The sequence below is a fragment of the Paenibacillus sp. FSL M7-1046 genome, assembly GCF_038007405.1.
Taxonomy (GTDB): Bacteria; Bacillota; Bacilli; order Paenibacillales; family Paenibacillaceae; genus Paenibacillus_AQ.
This window is the reverse complement of the sequence record NZ_JBBOXB010000001.1, coordinates 4,420,790-4,439,759: the sequence shown is the minus strand read 5'-3', so window position 1 is coordinate 4,439,759 and position 18,970 is coordinate 4,420,790. Positions and strand designations below refer to the sequence as shown.

Genomic DNA, 18,970 nt, shown 5'->3' with positions numbered 1-18,970 from the left:
TATCAACCGAAAAAATAAGTGTATTAAACCAATTGGTGCAATTCTTAGGATCTTCCCCGACTCGTTACCTTCACCTTACTCTTCACATATATATTTGAGCATTTTGCATAATTCATTTTCCCCAACTAAGAAACCAGGTTAGACTGCATGTTAAATTGATGTTTTGAGAGAGCAAGAGTTAATAGACAGACAGGCAGGCAGAATTTACAGTAAGGTCAAAATTTAAGCGGCGGATGCGACCCGTTGTCTCGATATAGCCAGCCTAGAGGCAAACAGCACATTGGCATACAAATATTGGTGAGTCGTGATTTTTTGAATGCCTCAAACATGCAATTGGTCTGCTGTTAAATAGGTCTTCACTGGAAATTACAGCAGTCTACGCTGGTTCGCTTGTTGTAGAGTTCCTTCCAGCCCGACTTTCTCGGTGCGGCATCGCATAACGGCGAAAGTCGGGCTGAGTGTCGACCTTGACCACCATCCCATACTTGGAAGTGGAACAAGTCGCCATACCCAAAGGGCACTCGACTGTTCCCTTGGCGTGCGGACAGCGGAATTTCAACCGTTCCTTTTCCTGCCCCCAATACGTCATCAGAAATCCCATCGAACAACATGGTGCTCCTTTGGTTGTCATGCCTGCAGGCGGCTCTTTTTCATTCCGCAGATTCATTGGAATAATCACCTGGGTTTTAACCTTCCGGCCAGCCTCGTAGTTTTTCACTTGATCATAACCCGCATCCAACAAGAAAAATCTGGTCTTGAATCGCTCGACCATTTGCTTCATGAGTAGGGGCCCTTTGTCCCCATCGTTCACATGTGCGGGTGTGACATTTAGGGCAATCGGAAGTTCACTCTTGGTATCGACGGCCAGATGCAGCTTGTAACCGAACCATTTGACTTTGTTGCCAAAGGTGTCGAGCTTCACGCCCCAGTTGGCGTTGCCCGTAAACTCGCTTTTACGTTTCGGCTCTTTTTTCTCATAGGCGTGGAGGCGGTGCTGTCAATGGCGACTTGGGTTCCGTCCATGAGTCCAGCTTCCTGAAACTCAGTGACAAGATCTTCAAACAAACGCTGCGCAATTCCTTTTCGGGTCAAATCGGCAAATACACGGCTTATGGTAGAAGTGGCAGGCGTTAATCGATACAGCCTGAGCCCACACTGGTAACAGAAACGAAGGTCAAATTCGAGTCTGCGTTGCAAGCTGGTAAACGTATCGATATTCTCCAAAGGCTCAGCGAGCAAGCGCGAAGAACGGCCTGGCAGCAGTGACCATCTGCTCCACGGGGTGAAGGATTTCTCAGTTTTCTCGCGTAAGGACGTAGGTCAAGTGCACTGAAAAAGAGGTTATGCTAAATGCTTATTTAGATAATTCCCACTTAAAATTCATAAAAAAGTGCACTATACAAAAGCCAAGGAATTCGTTCCAAAGTTTATTGTAAGGTGCACTTGTTCTACTTTAATGAGTATTCAATTTTCTTATTGCAATATTTTCATACTTAAAATATTATCTAAATTTATTTTTAGATTTTGAGCTTAGTAGGAATCTATATTGTTTTCAGCATTCTCAATTAAATGATTAATAAAATTCAAGAGATCTTCAACATGCATTATGAGGTTTTTATTCGTCATAGTGTTGAGATCTTTAAATAAGTAACTCCTATAATCATTAAAAATATTCATTGAAACATTATCTGTTTCAGCCAACGCTCTCATGTGTATGTAAGCCCATTTTTCTTTATTTATTGATTTTTTCTTCGAAAAAATATAAGCTATCGATGCTTTTACTAGTGTACTTCTAGCAATTAGAATAGAAGTTTCGACTTCATTATTTTCCAAGTTACCAATTATGTCGGAATAATCATTATCAATAAATCCAATATATACACGAGCCATTAATTTATAATAATTGTCTCGATTGAGCTTTTCAGATAGCCTATTAAATTCTTTTTCGTTGGAGAGTGGCTTACCTATGAGAAATCTATGTAAAAAAGATGATAACTGATGTATAGTATATCCTGGAATTTTAAGTTGATTAATTGTTCTTTTGTTCAGATCGTTAAAATCAATATTATTAATCTGTTCAATAATTTCCTCTAGCACTTCCCATGGCCAATATTCAATGTCACATGGAATATTCTCGATTTTTTTAAAAGTCACCTTCACGCCTGCATTATCATATACTATTTGATAATTTTTTCTAATCTTAAATTCTTTAGAGACTACGAATATATCAAGATCAGATTTCAGATTACCTATCCCCTCAATTATTGAGCCACTTACAAAAATCAAATCTCCTTCTTCATATGTTACATTTTCTAAGATCAGATTTTTTTCAATTGTTCTATTAAGTGGAATTAGCTTCAACATTTCTCCCCCTCCTATTTCTGTTTCATTTGCTTGTAGTTAATATTTATACAATTATTCTACAACTTTTTTCACGTATTACAATTTATATACTTTTTTTCTTTGTTTGTAAATATTTTGCCCAAATCATTTTAAATCAATTTATAACAAAAAAATTCAAGCGAGGTTTAACTGAAACTAATTACTTAAAATATGAATATATTACTCCAATGAAATACCAAATAGATTGCAATTATACACTATTATCATCTGATCCATACATATATAGGTTTTTTTCTACAATTCCAATAATTTTATGATTTTTATAAAAAAATTAACCAAATTCGACATTTTAGTTTGTTTTTCTTCTTTTTATTACAATGATTTTTTTTCCTATGTACTTTATAATTAACAATTAGAAAATTTAGGAAGGAGTGATAATTATGAAGAAATATGAAGAACCTAAAGCAGTTGAAATTCAAATTCCCGCTGCACTGATGCATGAATGTTAATTTAAAGTGCAAGGATGGAGAGTGACATTAATGTTACTCTCCCTTCATTAAGGAGGACAGTATTGCATACTGATAAACGTTATATGGATTTGAAAGAGAATGTTCAGTGGTTCAGCATCTTTTTACTATTATTATTATCGTTAATGCATTCGAGTTATATTTTCCTATGCTTATTATGGACTATTGAAATTATCGTTATTGGAAACGTAAAAAGAATTCATTCCCAAAAATTCAAAAAAACAACTTTGTTAATCAGACGGTGTTTATATATAATCCCTCTACTATTTCCTTTGATTATTAAGAATGAGCCCCCTTTAAAATCTTTTTTTTTAATAGAATGGACCATTTTCGCCATAATATTAGGCTTACTATGTTTATTACCAAAGTATAAAGAATGGAGAATACTTCTTTCAAATGAATATATTCAAATGTCCAAGGCAAAGAGCAATTCACATTTGATCTCAATAATAACTTTGCTTGTTTGCGCTCCTATTGCTGAAGAGTATTTTTTTAGATTTTTCATTATTTCGATTAATGACTTTACTATCATCAACTATATTATAAGTTGCTTTTTGTTTTTTTTATCTCATTATGGGGTTAAATGGTCGCAGAAATTCAATAAATATGATTTCTTATTACAAATAATCTTTAGTGTATTATCTGGGTTATTATATATTCTCTCAAACTCTATAGTTCCATCAATTATTTTCCATTTGATCTATAACACTCCACGGATAATTTATAATTTAAAATTAATCAGATATTCATATAAGAACGTACTAAGGAGAGAAGCTACATAAATGGAAAACGTCATAGAAGTTAATAACCTTGAAAGAGATTATATTTATAAAAATGGTGTCTTCAAGAAAATACAAAGAGTAACAAGAGCCATTGATGATATTACATTCAATGTAAAAAGAGGAGAAATCTTTGGTTTATTAGGTCCTAATGGCGCTGGCAAAACAACTACTATAAAAATATTGACAACTTTACTTAATCCAACAAAAGGTAATGTTAAAGTTTTAGGTTATGAACCTCACAAAGAAGAAAAAAAAATACGGCCATTTATTAATTTCATTTATGGTGGTGAAAGAAATCTATACTGGAGACTTAGTGCGAAAGATAACTTAATGTACTTCTCTGATTTATATAAAGTTAATAAGAATGTTAAAGAATCTAGAATAAAAGAACTATTACATCTTGTTGGTCTTGAGAATCGTGCTGATGAACGCGTAGAGAATTTTTCAAAAGGTATGAAACAACGATTACAGATAGCTAAAGGATTGGTCAATGATCCAGAAATACTTTTTTTAGATGAGCCAACTATTGGATTGGATCCAGTAGGCGCTAAAGAACTTAGAGAAATAATAACAGTATTAAAAAACCAAGGAAAAACCATTCTTCTTACTACACATTATATGTTTGAAGCTGAGCAACTCTGCGATAAGGTGGCATTTATGAAAAAAGGCAAAATAGTCGCTCTTGATACAACTGAAAATATAAAAAAACAAATCGATGAAGTTACCACAATCGAATTTAAAGTTTGTAAAGACATAAACTTAAATCTTAAAAAATTAATGAAAGATGAATTAGTAGTTGATTACAGCATTGAAAAATCAGAAGCATATTCCATATTAGCTGTAAGATCAATGAATCCGTTTGAAACGATAAAAAGATTTCTCGAACAAATGCCAGAAAAGAGTATTAAGGGACTTGAAATCAAAGAACACAGTTTAGAAGATGTTTATATTAAATATTGTGGAGAATAAAATGATATATACAATCAATGCAGTTATATCAAGTTCATTTTACCAATTGAAACAAAGTTTCTCTAGACCAACTTTCCGGTTTGTTATCATACTCCAACCCTTACTCTATGGTTATTTGTTATTTTTAATGTACAGTCACTCAAATCCTACAAATTTAGGTGAAAAAATAATAATTGGGACTGGATTGATGAACTTATGGAGTTCAATCCTATATTCTTCTGCAAGCGATCTTGAAAGAGAAAGATCCATGGGTACACTTGAAGCGATCTACTCCGCTCCAGTTGATTTCAAAATAATTCTTTTAGGTAAAATAATTGGAAATATCACTTTAGGTATTATTTCAACTTTAATTAGCTTTGTATTTATTACTTTAGTATTAAATTTGCATATACAAATAACTAACCCCTTTTTATTTTCAGTTTCTTATATTGCTACTATAATCACCTTTATAATTATTTCACTGATATGCTCACTCATTTTCACACTATCTAGAAATTCTAGACTTCTAATGAATTGTTTAGAATATCCTTTTTTTATTCTATGTGGATTTGTTTTCCCAATAACATTACTTCCTAAGCAGGTACAGTATTTATCATATTTATTAACACCAACATGGTCTACGCTTATGCTAAAAAAAAGCATGACAGGAATAAATCATACATATTTCGCAAAATATTTATTTATTTTTGGTTTTGAAAATATCATTTATTTATTGATAATTTTTCACTTATTCAAAAAATTTGATAGCGCCATAAGAAGCAAAGGGAGGCTTGGTTTATATTAATGAAAAATAACCTCAAAACTTTTTTATCATTGTCCTTAATGTCTTATAAAAGTTTGTATGCTTTTTTAGATATAAAATCATTTTTACTTATAAAAGTATTGAATCCATTCTTCCAGTTACTTTTTTTTATATTATTAATTAAATATTCTTATAGTCCAGTTGATGTTAAAAATCATATCATGAATAATTCTTTACTATTAGGTGCCTATAACGCTTTTTTTGGTGTAGGGTTCGTAATGCTTCAAGAGAGGCGCTCTGGAACGCTATCGTTAATAGTAGCTTCAACTATTAATAAATTTCATTTTTTTATAGGACGAGCATTTTTTCATATTATTGACGGAATTTTTTCAGTTTTTTTGGGTCTATTGTTAAGCTGTGTTTTTTTCAATGTTGGCTTATCTATTGAAAATATCATATGGTTCTTTATTATTACGATCTGTAGTATGTTTTCATTGATGGGTTTTGGCTTAATGATTGGATCATTGGGATTTTATGCAAGAGATCTCAATCTTTTGATGAACTTATGTTTATTTTTATTATGGATACTGAGTGGTGCTTTAGTACCATCGACAAATTTACCTATAGTCTTAGCAGAAACATCAAAGTTTTTACCATTATCCAACAGTATAGAGGCATTAAATCTTTTGTCCGGAATGGCAAGCTATTTAATAATTTATCCTGAACTATTATACGAAATATTAAAAGGCATACTATATTTTTTAATTGGTTACTTCTCTCTCATTTATTTCGAGAAAAAGTCAAGAAATGATGCGAGCTTAGATTCTTACTAACAAGATTATTATTAATCTCTATATTGATACAAAATCCAATAAAATGCATTCGTTCGGAATCAGTATGTTTTAGCATAAGCACGTTGTGAATAACATCGTTTTTGGGCTATATTATTAGTTTAGAAAGAGTATCATCTGCTATTCAGATTTTTAAGTTAGTATATTAACGAGTTAATAATCCCAACTAATATGCTCTTTTATTTCATCAGATATAATAACTTTCATAAAGACATGATTTATTACAAGTCCGAAATAACCAATAGGCGAGGAGTCTTTAATATGGACAAAATATATAAACATTCTATAAATTTTCGATTGAGAAATATTGCAGGAAATAAAATTTTATTAGGAAATGAGAAGGCCTATACGCTTAATGATACAGCTGTTATTATTTGGAATAACATAAATGGAAGAAAAAATTCATCTATGATTAAAGAAATTTTAGTAAAGGAATTCAATTGTGAAGAATCTATAGCGGAAAAAGATTTGAATAATTTCTTGAATTTCTTGATTTCAATTAATGCTATATTTGAATCGCAAGTTGAATAACTATTTTATCCAGTCAACTTAGATATTTCAATAGAAGTTAGTAGTCATTGATTTAATGCTCTTTCAAACACCGTCCAACCTCGAAAGTCCGTCGAAAACACCAAGCAGCACTTCCTGCACTCGACGGGCGTAGAGGCTTTAAGTACCTCCTGCCATCTGTTCGAACTTCTTAGCCTCCGGCTTAGAACCACAGAATACTGACGTTTGCCCTCTTCATCGATGCCTATGGCAAAATATATGACATCACTAACGACCATGCCGCGGTTGAACTTCAGGTACAGTCAGTCCAGGTAAACGACCCCGTAGCGTTAGCGAGTGGACGGACTATAAGTCTGAATGTCTTAGAGTACCGTGGGGTATGTTGCTAACGTTCGCTGCGGAATAATGTATACCGAGCATGCTTTCAATGAACGAAAGACGTCCCTTGTGCCTACTTTTATACATCTGGATCACCGCACTTCTAGGCAGCCGTTCCGGCGCTGGTACGGTTAAACATCGGGGACGAGAGTGTTCTCTTCGGTCCCGAGTTACCTTCAGGTCCTCCAGATAGCCAACCGCACTTGGTGTGTAAACTGCACGTATAATATCTATTGCGATTGTTGCGCTCATCGCCTTGTTCATTTTCAAAACTGTAACTATCCTGTAACTCGATAATTCAAGTCAAAGAATAACTACTAATCCCCCTTCTGACAACCTTGAATTTATTTTGCTCACGTAGAATAATGTCTTTACGTTTGTTCTTATTTCACCAACGAAGATACGCCTGAATCGCCAATCCTAAATAGGAGTGTTTGGCAAAATCACTACCTTCGAGGACAAACTTTTGAAGGGGCGAGAATGGCATTCAGTGCGGTTGAGTCACGATGCATACGTTGGGGCATAAAACAATTCTACATTGTTCGTTGCCGCCCATTCTTTCACCTAGTGGTGTACGTGTGGAGAAAATTTATCCAGAATCATAGAGGCGCTCCGATCGATGAAACCGGCGCCTTAATACCTGAAAAAAACGAAGAATATCCTGATGCTTCTTCATTTTTGAAGCATGGCCGTATAGATGGTCTCTTTTCAAATCTAAGGCGACAAGCAATGCCTTACGCCATGCGAACGATTGTAAGTCTCCCGAAGCCGAAGCGGTCTACATTTTTGAAACCATCCTTTGTCTGGTGAATGTCATCATAGGTACGTTTGAGCAACACATACACCAGCAAAGTGGTGGTATACAACTGTGTAAACACCGCATTGGGTGTTATCCCGAACAAGGCCGGAACATTTAAATGCTGTTTAATCCACTGGAAAAGACTTAGATCTGCCAGCGCAACTTGTAGATTTCAGCGATTTTTTCCGAGGAAACCCGTTATAAACTCGTTGCCAGGATCACAGGATTCCCAGCAAAATCGCGAAACGTTACCACCCGGTGCCGCAGAGTAGAACGATTGACTCCAGTTTCAAGCTGACAGATAACGTCTTTCTCAATAAGCGAATCCGCGGGTCTGTGACGACGAGAATGTCGTAGTTTGTAAAGTACCACTTCATCTTTTAGACGGACGACAAAATGCCGTTTTTGCTATACGTACTCATCGAACCGCTTGCACTTGGCGTATGCCCGGTCCGCTACATTAATGATTGCTGCGTCAAAAAGTTCTTCACTGCTGCGGAAATCGTGGTGATTCCCAGTGGATTGAATCACACGATGTGGCTGGCCAACCGATGGATGAAAGGCTACATTAAGTTTGACTCCAGCCCGCGTTCCTTTTAAAGGTGCCCAAGGCAACTGGCCAATCCCGACAATAATCTTGGTTGAATCAACAACCAGCAGTTCTTTGGAAAACTTCAGCTTTCTTCTCGTCTTACGATTACACTTTTGGATCAAGAAATGAAAAAAGCTGCTTGTAGATCTCAAGGGGAACCTCTCTCGCTTTTTTGAATAGCCAAGAATAGTTCTTTGCTTTCAATCCGCATTGCGTAGTTCGTGGTGCTCCGCCCCGATAACTTTTTCACGCTCCAAAAGAGGCTTGAGAAAAAAACAATAACAACTGGTACACTATGACTTTTTGAGCGGTGTCTACATGGTTGGCATTTAGAATGAATGGTTTAACCTCTTGTTCCGGTATTATTCTTTGAAACAGTTTCAAAAACATGGTAGACTTCTCCATGAGGTCACCTTCTGAATCGAGTGTAGTCGTGTACAATCGGTTAACCAGCGATACAGCTCCAGATTCTCCTCAACCGATAATCGCTCATAAAGACCACTGTTATCCGTCAAAATGCCAAAGCGCATCTTCTGTGCAGACTGCTGCATCATCTCCGCTGGCTGATTAAATACAATAGCCTGTCCGCTTGTCGGATTTAACTGCGCCGTTAAAATCTTGATTAATGTTGTTTTGCCTGAACCACTCGGACCGAGGAAACCAAAAATTTCCCCTTTCGGAATTGAAAAAGACACATCTGCCAACGCATCCTTATTTCCAAATCTCTTACGGATACGTTCTACTTGGATAACATCCATTAACACCACTTCCTTAGCGTTGATGGCTTAAACATATACAGATTCCATGCTTCCAGCCATCAAAACCCGCCGAAATGTAGCTATTATCGCCTGAATGGTACCACCCAATGCTTGATTGGTTCGATATTTCCCCGGAAATTAAATGTTAAGAAGTGCTTTTAATTCATGCAATTTTGAACGGGATAACGGAACCACAGCATCTTGACCTGTATTTAACCGCAAGCTGTAGCTATTCTTCGTCCATGTAATAATCTCTCTTACTTTTTGCAGATTAACGATGTAGGACCGATGGCACCTAAAAAACCCGAAATTCAACAATCTCTGCTCCAGCTCAGTTAGCGTCAACGCACAGTCATAATTTTCCCCGCCCACATGAACAAGGATCGAACCCTCTACACTTTCTATAAAATCGATTTCAGGCGGATTAAATAAAATTACTTTGTCATTTCTTTTGGTAGAGATCTTCTGCAAGGTTATATTGGCCTCGTCTTGTTTCTGTACTTCCTGCTTATCCTCTTCGGAATCCCGAATATCCAATGGATGAAATCCGGACTCGTTCAACCGGTAAATGGCATCACAGGAAATAAGGGCATCCTCTAAATTCGAAGTTAAAATTAATACTTGCTTCTCTTTCAAAAGGTCATCTAGAATCCGTTTAAATTGACGGCGATCTTGCTCTTCTAAGTAAAAATAGGGTTCCTCCAGTACAAGCATAGGCTGATGCGCAAAAAAGACACGCAGCAAGGTCACATACACCCTTCTTGATGAGCTTAGGTCCTTGATTTTTACCTTTCGTTCTTCTTTTAATGCAAAATAATCCATCAACGAAGCGGCACGCTCATTCCTCTCAGTTACTCTGATTAGAAAAGTGATCAGCTCTTCCACCGTTAAACGCATATACTCGTTTTGCCCAGCCCGAAATAAATAATATCGGGAATGATCAACTAATTGATCCATTAAAAGCTGCTTTCGCTTCAAGTCCGTTATAATGCCAATCGATTGGTTCGTTGTCATATTTAATTCGATCTTCGGTAGAAATAATTCCCCATCATAATACATTGGTTGAAATTGCATGCCGTCCTCCCGGTTAGTGCCGCTATAGGATATATAAAACAATTATAAAGTTGAGCTGCTTTTTTGTCAGTTTCTATTAGAATATATAACAGTATGCCAAGGGCCGGGGAAATACGATGACAACAAAAGTACCACAACAAAGAGAACAGCCCGCAGGCTGTTCTCTTTGTTGTCTGCCTTAGAAGCAGGTGAACGAGCTAATCCGATTCAAATCAATGCCGAAGTACGCCCAGAAGAAACCAGTCCATCTGAACCCTGCAATAGAATTACGCCCGACGAATACCGGGAAGAACCAGAATTGCTCGCCGTTGTTCAACCAAATGTATGTGTTGCGGAACAGGCATCGTCTGATTCCCCCGGGGTCGATGGCAAAAGCGGTAGCCGGCATTTGCGGTACGAATTGCGGTGGAGGAGCCGTCGGCGCTTGAACGCCTCCCGGTGCACCTCCCGGAAGTCCCGGTCCTCCCGGCACGCCAGGTCCGCCCGGTCCGCCCGGGAACCCCGGAAATCCTCCGCCGGGTCCCGGTGTTGGAAAAAATCCCATATGTGATCGCTCCTTTCAATGATTAGGCATAATCATCATATGCATTCGCGGAAAGGGCGCTTGGGCGGATGCCTATTATTGCATTATTTGAAAGGAGAGAGGGTATTGTCTTATACAGCCGCAAGTAATGGAAGAGCCACAGCAGAATGGTCAGCTTATGCCCATTTGGTCATTGGAAATCGGGTGCAAAATGAAGAACGGGGCATTAAAACAAGTGATACCGGCAATTCGATGAGTTTTGATGATTTTATGGGAGCAATTCAGAAGGGCGAACAATTAAACTGAGCTAGGCCTTGTGGATAGCACCGGTGTGTTAACTTCTTCCTATCGCAGTATAGCCTGATTAGAAGTCATTCTGTCATGTCCATTATATTTGAACAAAATCACCCTAACGGGTGAATCAGCTTTCTAGCCAGCGGTCATTCGTCCGCTGGCTCCTCTTTTCTCACCAAGGTTCCATTACAAGCTTTATGCGCTCTGGCTTGGTTTCTTGCGTATGCTTGTGAGTTCAAAAGCCTCTTTAGGAATCCCAAGTTCATGAGCCTTCTTCTTTTTAATCACCATGGCTTGTTGTAAGCTAGTGGCTTGAAATTCAACTGTGGTGCCAAGCGGATCCTCAAATGCATAGTAACTTTTTTTATTGGACATTAAAACTTAGCGCCTCCTCATCTTATTCTCGAATGATTCTGCCTGGCAACGCCACAAGCATATTATCTCAATGCATGTTCAAATCCGTCGCCTGGCAAATCGCCCTAATATTGTGCGTCTCATCTTAGAGAACTATGCGCGAAGGCCGACCTCATAAATCAACAACGAACTCCAACAACGATAAATAGAATGTATTATCGTCTACCTTAGCTTCTGTTCTGACATAGTTTACAAATGCGATCCGCCGGTCGCATCGATCATTTGTCCCGTTATCCATCGGCTGTCAGGTGACGCCGTGAAGGCGGCGATGTCTGCGATATCCGACGGCTCGACGGCGCGTCCAAGTGCCGACATCTCTACCGCGGACTTACGGCCATTGGGCGTGTGTGGTCACGATGCGTTTACGTCGGTATCTATTATGCCGGGCATGAAGCGTTCACTGCAATTCCCCGCGGACTCAGAAGCTGAGCCAGGTGTAGGGTGAATGTATTTAGTGCGCCTTTGGTTAGGTTGTAGGTCATGATACGCGGATTATTAGCTTGGTTAAAGCCAACGTCGGAGAGCTATCGTATCCCGTAAGCGCAATGGTTTTTCAGCGCTTTTGTTGAACTTAAGTGGAGAATTCATCAATAATTTCTACTACTTCGATTTCCCCGTTAATCAGCAGTTCAGGAAGTTCGTTATTTATATTGCCTTTCCAATATTCTCTGGCCTGTTCGATTTTCCGGGAGAAAGAAATTCCATCTTCTTTTGGTAAAAGATTACCGTCACCTTCAAAGATATTCCCAGTAACCCGAAGTTTAACGATCTGCAAAACTTTTCGATGATAAGAATCGAAAAGTTCTTTCCATTTCAGAGCGTCTTCATAGCTCTTAGCAGCATATAAGCAAGACAACCGTGAAGGATATTCACGATATTCTTGCAATCTGACCATTTCAACTATTACTTCTCTAGTAGCTCTGATTGTTTGCTCCACATATCTAATAGCTACATCTGCATTCTCTTTATCCATCTTAACGCCGTCATTTGTATAATGACTGTGTAATATTTGAATAAAGTCTTCACCTTTGGAATTCAACTGTTCCTGCTCAAAAAAGAAGTGATATAAAGTGTTTTTTTGGTTTTTGTCAAAGCTAATTATCTGCCCAATGTCCATTTTTCTTCTGGTGACAATGTGATAAACATACAATTCGCTTCCTTCCATGGACTGTCCCCCCATTAATCATTGTTAACATAAGTAAATTCGGCATTTACCAGCATTATCCTACCGGTTAGATAGCTTTCTAGGCCTGGACAACACCTCTGTCCCGTAAGGATAGAGCAGCTCAAACTGATTCTTCGAGAACCGGATCAGCCCCTCCACCGCCATCCGCTGCAGCTCTCTGGATAGAGCACTCCGGTCCACGGTCAAATAATCCGCCAGATCATTGCGGGAGAATGGAATGACAAACTGCGGGGCATTATTCTTCCGGGCTTGCAGGGTTAAGTAATGCAGAATCCGGGCACGCAGCGATTTGTGGGAGACCAGATCCAGCTTCTGATAGATCGTGCGGTTGTTCTCCAGCAGCAGCGCCAGCATATTCTCAATGATACGTGCCCGCAGAGAGCAGGTGTGGCCGCCGGGGCGCACGATTTTATGGATCTGGATGAACAGAATTCTGCATTCCGTGCCTGCTACCGCCTCATAGCCGCTTTCTTCTCTGGCTGCACGAAGCGCCGTCTCGCCTACGATCTCCCCGCTGCCCAGCTCCGAGAAAATAAACCGCACGCCCTCCATGCTCTCCTTGCACAGCAGAACTTGCCCTTGCAGAATAATTCCCGCCGAATCCAGAATATCTCCGGGCCTAAAAATAACCTCCTTGCGCATAAACTCCCGGACAGTGCCTCCGAGACAGCTCAATGCCTGCTGAATCTCGGGTTCCTCAAACCCTTTGAACAAGATGGTGCTGCCTATCGTAGCCAAATCTTTGCGCATTCCCTTCGCCTCCTGTTGCTATGGCAACAGAGTCAATTTCATTACTCTGTTATAATTCAATCAATGAGAATAATTCTCAATTATAATTATAGCAGATTGGGCCCATCAATCAACAACAAGGAGGAAGCGCATGAGCGGAATTTCAGCCGGCCAGATGTTCTATTTACAGGAAATGATCCAAGTTAAGCCCGGCCAGATCGCAAGCAGGAAGCTGTCACTGCCCGACATTCCTGACACGGCCCGGACCGGGCAGGAATGGGTGTTGTATGCCATGGACGAAGAGGAAACCATCAGCAGCGAAACTTCGCCCAGCACCAAGTTTATCTATGTCCTGGAGGGAACGCTGCGGATGGTGGTGGATGTTCAGGACTGCAGCCTGACAGCCGGAGGTGCTGTCCTAGTCCCCAGAAATACCTGGCATGCGTATGCCGCAGGAAGCAAATGCAAATTCCTGCAGATCAGTCTATAACAAATGGAGGAATGTATCATGGAATCAGGCGGATATATCAAGAAACTGCCGCAGTCACAAGTTCTGGATTTAAGAGAAATCATCGGCATTGAGGAGCAGCAGGTCTGCAGCCTGACGCTGGTGCAGCGGCCTAATCTGGCAATGACGCTGTTGTCTCTCGATAAAGGGTCCTCGATTGGAGGGCACTCTTCACCCGGCGATGCGCTCGTTCATATCCTGTCCGGACAAGCCCAAATCACGATCGGCAGTGAGCAGTTCCTGCTGCAGCACAATGAGAGCATCCTCATGCCGGCCAATATCCCCCATGCCCTGCAAGCTGTTGAAGCCTTCCAGATGCTGTTGATTGTAGTCAAGCCGGAACAAAAGGTGAGGATTGGAGGATGAAGAAGGAGGTAGGCCATAATTTTCTTGCCAAGCTGGGCAAAAAGCGTCTGCGCCCCGGCGGTGTGGTTGCCACCAACTGGCTGCTGGGCCAGGCGGAGCTGGGTAGTGAGAGCAAGGTGCTGGAGGTTGCCTGCAACATGTGCACCACCTCAATCCAGCTCGCCCGGAGCTACAAATGCAAGATTACAGGCATTGATATGGACTCCCGGGCATTGGAAAAGGCAAGAGCAAATATCAGGGCGGCCAAGCTGGAAGACCACATAGAGGTTATGCAAGGTAATGCGATGAAGCTCCCTTTTGCGGATGAGAGCTTTGATGTAGTTATCAATGAAGCGATGCTGACGATGCTGAATGGGGCGGCCAAGATGAAGGCGGTGGCTGAATATTACCGGGTACTGAAGCCCGGAGGCATTCTGCTGACCCATGATATCAGCTATACGAAGGAAAATATGGCCGATGAGCTCGCAGAGCTGCGGCGGACCATCCATGTGAACGTCGAGCCGCTGCCTGCCGCCAATTGGCAGCAGTTGTTCTACTCGGCAGGCTTCTCACAGGTAGGCACCGCTACAGGTCCGATGTCGCTGATGCAGATTCAGGGGCTGATCCGCGATGAAGGCGTGTTCGGTGCTATGCGCATTATCAGGAACGGCCTCAAGAAAGAGAACCGCGAGCAGTTCAAGAAGATGTTCAGGTTCTTCAATACCACCGGAAAAGATCTGAACTATATAGCCGTTTGCAGCAAAAAACTATAAGGATTACTCCTTGGAAGCCGGTGGGACGATGCAGAATCAGTTTACTCTTCTGAACCTCCACAGCACACTTTGAAAATCACCCTGAAGACTGGATACCGGAAGTCCCGCATACATCAATTGATCCCCTCCGTACACTCTGCCGTCTTCCAACCAGAGATACCCAGCTTCCGGATCCAGCCCCTTCAGCCGCAAATAATAGAGCTTGTCATTCGGCTGGGCAAGCACCCTTATATAGACCGCCATCGCCTCGGACTTATCCTCCGCAACAACCATCCAAGCTGTCTCGTTGCCTTCAAAAGGGCTAAGCAGGCGGAATTGTTCACCGAATTGCACCAGCTTCCGAAGCTCCTTGTAAAGTGCCACCTGCTCCTTCACCGCCTGCTTCTCCTCTTCGGAAAAGCGGGTCAGATCCAGCTCATAGCCGAAATTCCCCGACATGGCCACATGGCCGCGCAGCTCAAGCGAAGTGATCCGGTGCACCTGGTGATTCGGCACTGCCGACACATGGCTGCCCATCGCGCTCAGCGGGTACACGATGCTGGTTCCGTACTGGATCTTTAATCTGCTGATCGCATCGGTATTGTCGCTGGTCCAGGTCTGCGGCATATAAAAGAGCATTCCCGGGTCGAATCGTCCTCCGCCTCCCGAGCAGCTCTCAAACAATACATCAGGAAACCGGCTGGTGATCTGCTCCAGAACACTGTAAAGACCGAGAATATAGCGGTGCGACGTCTCCCGCTGCCTGCCGGCCGGCAGCAGGGCAGACCCGATCTCCGTCATGTTGCGGTTCATGTCCCACTTCACATAGGAGATAGGTGCACTGGATAAAACTTGGCTGATCCGCTCAGCGATTGCCGCGCAGACATCCTCCCGTGAGAAGTCCAGCACCAGCTGAGTCCGGGCTTCCGTTCTGCGGCGGTTCGGCACATGAAGACACCAGTCCGGGTGTTCCCGGTACAATTCACTATCCGGAGAGATCATCTCCGGTTCAAACCAGAGGCCGAACTGCATATCCAGTGCGTTCACACGTTTCGCCAGATCCTCCAGTCCCCCCGGAAGCTTCCGCTTGTCCACAAACCAGTCTCCGAGCGAGCTGCGGTCATCATCCCTGTGTCCGAACCATCCGTCATCGAGAACGAAAAGCTCCAGCCCCAGCTCACTGCCTGCCCGCGCAATATGCTCAATCTTATTGGCATTGAAGTCAAAATAAGTAGCTTCCCAATTATTCACGAGCACCGGACGGGTCCGGTCGCGGAAGTTACCGCGGCATAGCCGGGTGCGGTACAGTTTATGATAGGTACGCGACATGGCGCCAATACCGTCTGCACTGAACACCAGGACAGCCTCCGGTGTCTGAAAGGATTCTCCCGCTTCCAACAGCCAGCCGGCATCAAATGGATTGATGCCGATAGACAGCCGGGTAGTCTGGTAAGGATCTACTTCTGCCATTGCCGCGAAGCTGCCGCTATATACGAGACTGACCCCATACACATCGCCGGTATCTTCATCTGCTCCTGGTGCAAGCAGCGCGACAAAGGGACTATGTCCGTGGCTGCTGGAGCCTCTGCGGCTCTCCACACCCTGCATTCCGGGAGCCAGTACCCTGCGCTCCATATTCCGCTCTGCTGCCCAGGTTCCCGACAAGTGAAGCAGCTCATAAGCGGAGTCCCGAAAGTCTACACTCATGCTAAGGCTTCTCAAAATCTTCAATTCCTCTGTTCCTTCGTTCACAAATCGTACGGAGCGGGCGATGGCATTTAGTTCACTAAAGACCGTGTAGGATAGAATGATCCGCAAACCTGCCACTGCATCCAGCAGTTCAAGCTCCAGCGACTCAGCTTCGTCCTCCTGCTCAATGTACGTGGCAGGCAGCCCCTGAAGGGCTGCCTTTCCTTTGTAAATCCGGTGCTGATCGTAGAGTGCTTCGGATACCGTAGCGCCGTCCGGTGTCTGGATTTGATAAGCTGGATTGCGGAAATCACCCGCGCCATATGCCGGATACTCCTGCGGAAGTGTGTCGTACGAAAGCGAGTTGTCCTCAGGGAAGGGAGTCGGCGAGAAGGAGCAGCGCTCCGTCCGCTGGAGCAATGATGCCTCCGCTCCCGGACGTATCTTCCTTCCCCAATACAGATGTACCGGAACGCCGGTGTGAAGAAGCTGGATAATATAACTGGTCTTCAAGGTTTGAAGATGAAAAATTTGTTTTTCAGCGTTGTAATGAATACTCATGACTTCCTCCATTCCTCCCGTGGATTACTGATTCCACAGCTCCATTCGCGTCTTGTATTTGGTGTTTACAATCGTTTCAAGCTTCGACATTCCGATGGAATCCATTTCTTTAATCATGGAATCATATAAAGCGACGGCTTCATTTTCAGTTTTAGCCATAACAATTTTGGCAATGGAATTTTTCTTGATGTCCTCGTATTTCTGTGCGATCAGCGCTTCGGGTGTTCCTGCATCCTGACCAAGGTTCTCATACTCGGAAACATCCCATACACTGTCCGCCAGTGCTTTGGAGGCATGGACATTACGATCATCGCGACTATATTTGGATGCCATGTCAAACGGTGTACCGTCACTGCCTGCCCCGTTGTTGATGAACCAGGTGTATCTTCTGATACCTGTGGACTGCACGGTTTTATCCCATTCGCTTTGGAACTGCTTCACAATATTTCCGATCGGAGTGTGCTTGCCGTCCTTCATCTCCCAATCCTTGCCTTCCACGCCCCACATCAGCAGATACTGCCCTTCTTCACTGGCCAGGTAATCAAAGAATTTGATCGTGCGTACCGGATCGGGATTGCTTTTGGTGATACCGATGGCATCCCAGCCCAGGGAGCTTCTTCCGCCGTAGGTCGTCTGATCCGGGGCCACTCCAGGCCCAGTCACTTTATAGGCGAATAGTTGCCGGGTGGAATCCTCTGTTCCGTCGCTTTTTTTGCGTAGAATGGAATTTGGCGTATCCAGCGTCCAGTAGGAACCCTCTGTAGAGAATACATTGCCGTTCGCGATCTTCTGCTTCCAGGTCTCTTCCTTGTTGACGACAAACTCAGGGTCTACCAAACCTTCGCGGTAAAGCTTGTTCATATAAGTCAGCATTTCCTTGAAGTGCGGATCGCGTACATCCTGCTTCAAAGTCCCATTGTCGTCATAATAGGTCTTCATTCCGAACATTCCCTTGTACGTGCTGAGCAGTGTCGAGTAGTCGCTGTAGTTCCAGGTGGCTCCAAAGGATGCCTTCCCGTCGATCACAGGATATTTTTCCTTAAACTTCTTTAGCAGCGTATAGTATTCTTCCGAAGTGAAAGGGGTTGACGGATCATTCGCCCGCTGCTCTTCACCCAGCTCAATTAGGATATCCTTGCGCATCTGAATGCCCTGAACCGGCTCCTTCTCCAGAGAATACCAGTTGTTCAGGTAGTACGTTTTGCCATCGGCGCTTCTGGATTTACTGATCGTGTCCCCATACATTTTTTTAATATTGGGCCCATACTTCTCGATGAGATCGTCCAGCGGAATAAGCGCTCCGGCGGCAATATATTTGTTGATCAGGTCATCCGTCCGCCCAATCAGCACGATATCGGGAAAATCATTGCTTGCCAGCATCAAATTTAATTTTTCCTCGGCATTCCCCGTTGTAGGCATCATCTCAATCGTTACATCTGTTTTCTTGGTAATTTCCTGGGCGACAGGTGTAGTGAAGGCCTGATCAAAGTTCTTGTCAAAAAACTTCAGTGTGATCGGGCCAGTGCTGGTCTCACCAGCAGAGGCGCTATTTTCTTGAGCGCTGTTCCCCCCGCAGCCTGCAAGCAGTGTACCGGACAGGCCCAATACCGTTCCGAGTGTTACCAGCTTCTTCATTGTTGCCAT

19 protein-coding genes and 3 pseudogenes are annotated in these 18,970 nt (G+C 42.4%); 9 read left to right on the top strand and 13 right to left on the bottom strand.

Annotated elements, in window-relative coordinates; all coding sequences use genetic code 11:
• Positions 1-222: 222 nt before the first annotated feature.
• Both NYE29_RS34630 and NYE29_RS19470 read right to left on the bottom strand, forming a co-directional pair.
• Positions 223-1,340 (bottom strand): annotated as a pseudogene (locus tag NYE29_RS34630) (transposase); the annotation flags it as partial.
• A gap of 190 nt (positions 1,341-1,530) precedes the next feature.
• On the bottom strand, positions 1,531-2,364 hold the full coding sequence (locus tag NYE29_RS19470) for a hypothetical protein (protein WP_340897118.1): 834 nt from the start codon (positions 2,362-2,364) through the stop codon (positions 1,531-1,533).
• A gap of 502 nt (positions 2,365-2,866) precedes the next feature.
• Between NYE29_RS19470 and NYE29_RS19465 the strand changes: the two genes are divergently transcribed.
• From NYE29_RS19465 to NYE29_RS19445, 5 genes are all read left to right on the top strand, one after another.
• Positions 2,867-3,652 (top strand): CPBP family intramembrane glutamic endopeptidase, encoded by a 786-nt coding sequence (locus NYE29_RS19465; protein ID WP_340897117.1) that lies wholly within the window; start codon positions 2,867-2,869, stop codon positions 3,650-3,652.
• Positions 3,653-4,621 (top strand): ABC transporter ATP-binding protein, encoded by a 969-nt coding sequence (locus NYE29_RS19460; protein WP_076114655.1) that lies wholly within the window; start codon positions 3,653-3,655, stop codon positions 4,619-4,621.
• On the top strand, positions 4,611-5,405 hold the full coding sequence (locus NYE29_RS19455; protein ID WP_340897116.1) for an ABC transporter permease: 795 nt from the start codon (positions 4,611-4,613) through the stop codon (positions 5,403-5,405). The genes NYE29_RS19460 and NYE29_RS19455 overlap by 11 nt, the downstream gene beginning before the upstream one ends.
• A complete protein-coding gene (locus NYE29_RS19450; protein ID WP_076114616.1) occupies positions 5,405-6,196 on the top strand; it encodes an ABC transporter permease in 792 nt (263 codons plus the stop codon). Before NYE29_RS19455 ends, NYE29_RS19450 begins: the two co-directional genes overlap by 1 nt.
• A 279-nt stretch (positions 6,197-6,475) precedes the next feature.
• A complete protein-coding gene (locus tag NYE29_RS19445; RefSeq protein ID WP_076114615.1) occupies positions 6,476-6,745 on the top strand; it encodes a PqqD family protein in 270 nt (89 codons plus the stop codon).
• A 1,091-nt stretch (positions 6,746-7,836) separates the two neighbouring features.
• Here the strand turns inward: NYE29_RS19445 and NYE29_RS19440 are convergent.
• From NYE29_RS19440 to NYE29_RS19420, 5 genes and pseudogenes are all read right to left on the bottom strand, one after another.
• A complete protein-coding gene (locus tag NYE29_RS19440; protein WP_340897115.1) occupies positions 7,837-8,004 on the bottom strand; it encodes a hypothetical protein in 168 nt (55 codons plus the stop codon).
• Between the two features lie 305 nt (positions 8,005-8,309).
• Positions 8,310-8,615 (bottom strand): hypothetical protein, encoded by a 306-nt coding sequence (locus tag NYE29_RS19435; protein WP_340897114.1) that lies wholly within the window; start codon positions 8,613-8,615, stop codon positions 8,310-8,312.
• 306 nt (positions 8,616-8,921) lie between these two features.
• A pseudogene (locus NYE29_RS19430) lies at positions 8,922-9,251 on the bottom strand (ATP-binding cassette domain-containing protein); the annotation flags it as partial.
• A 138-nt stretch (positions 9,252-9,389) separates the two neighbouring features.
• Positions 9,390-10,325 carry a LytTR family transcriptional regulator DNA-binding domain-containing protein gene (locus tag NYE29_RS19425; RefSeq protein WP_340897112.1) on the bottom strand — a complete coding sequence of 312 codons (936 nt, stop codon included), beginning with the start codon at positions 10,323-10,325 and terminating at the stop codon, positions 9,390-9,392.
• A gap of 178 nt (positions 10,326-10,503) precedes the next feature.
• Positions 10,504-10,869, bottom strand: coding sequence for a collagen-like protein (locus NYE29_RS19420; RefSeq protein WP_340897111.1), 366 nt, complete (start codon positions 10,867-10,869; stop codon positions 10,504-10,506).
• A 105-nt stretch (positions 10,870-10,974) separates the two neighbouring features.
• Between NYE29_RS19420 and NYE29_RS19415 the strand changes: the two genes are divergently transcribed.
• A complete protein-coding gene (locus NYE29_RS19415; RefSeq protein ID WP_340897110.1) occupies positions 10,975-11,154 on the top strand; it encodes a hypothetical protein in 180 nt (59 codons plus the stop codon).
• 183 nt (positions 11,155-11,337) lie between these two features.
• On the opposite strand, the gene NYE29_RS19410 is transcribed toward NYE29_RS19415, so the two are convergent.
• From NYE29_RS19410 to NYE29_RS19395, 4 genes and pseudogenes are all read right to left on the bottom strand, one after another.
• Positions 11,338-11,517, bottom strand: coding sequence for a hypothetical protein (locus tag NYE29_RS19410; RefSeq protein ID WP_076113977.1), 180 nt, complete (start codon positions 11,515-11,517; stop codon positions 11,338-11,340).
• A 228-nt stretch (positions 11,518-11,745) separates the two neighbouring features.
• Positions 11,746-12,047, bottom strand: a pseudogene (locus tag NYE29_RS34625) (SDR family oxidoreductase); the annotation flags it as partial.
• Positions 12,048-12,127: 80 nt separating this feature from the next.
• Positions 12,128-12,721 carry a DUF2441 domain-containing protein gene (locus NYE29_RS19400; protein ID WP_340897107.1) on the bottom strand — a complete coding sequence of 198 codons (594 nt, stop codon included), beginning with the start codon at positions 12,719-12,721 and terminating at the stop codon, positions 12,128-12,130.
• A gap of 60 nt (positions 12,722-12,781) precedes the next feature.
• Positions 12,782-13,492, bottom strand: coding sequence for a Crp/Fnr family transcriptional regulator (locus tag NYE29_RS19395; protein ID WP_340897106.1), 711 nt, complete (start codon positions 13,490-13,492; stop codon positions 12,782-12,784).
• 130 nt (positions 13,493-13,622) lie between these two features.
• On the opposite strand from NYE29_RS19395, the gene NYE29_RS19390 reads away from it, so the two are divergent.
• Genes NYE29_RS19390 through NYE29_RS19380 form a run of 3 tightly spaced genes read left to right on the top strand, consistent with a single transcriptional unit; the run spans position 13,623 to position 15,097 of the window.
• Positions 13,623-13,961: a cupin domain-containing protein gene (locus NYE29_RS19390; RefSeq protein ID WP_340897105.1), complete on the top strand. Its 339-nt coding sequence runs from the start codon at positions 13,623-13,625 to the stop codon at positions 13,959-13,961.
• An 18-nt stretch (positions 13,962-13,979) separates the two neighbouring features.
• Positions 13,980-14,345, top strand: coding sequence for a cupin domain-containing protein (locus NYE29_RS19385; RefSeq protein WP_340897104.1), 366 nt, complete (start codon positions 13,980-13,982; stop codon positions 14,343-14,345).
• Positions 14,342-15,097, top strand: a complete 756-nt coding sequence (locus tag NYE29_RS19380) for a class I SAM-dependent methyltransferase (protein WP_340897103.1) — start codon at positions 14,342-14,344, stop codon at positions 15,095-15,097. The genes NYE29_RS19385 and NYE29_RS19380 overlap by 4 nt, the downstream gene beginning before the upstream one ends.
• A 36-nt stretch (positions 15,098-15,133) precedes the next feature.
• On the opposite strand, the gene NYE29_RS19375 is transcribed toward NYE29_RS19380, so the two are convergent.
• On the bottom strand, positions 15,134-17,326 hold the full coding sequence (locus NYE29_RS19375) for an alpha-galactosidase (RefSeq protein WP_340897102.1): 2,193 nt from the start codon (positions 17,324-17,326) through the stop codon (positions 15,134-15,136).
• Between the two features lie 24 nt (positions 17,327-17,350).
• The gene (locus NYE29_RS19370; protein ID WP_340897101.1) at positions 17,351-18,970 is read right to left on the bottom strand and encodes an extracellular solute-binding protein; all 1,620 of its coding nucleotides are present in this window, start codon (positions 18,968-18,970) and stop codon (positions 17,351-17,353) included.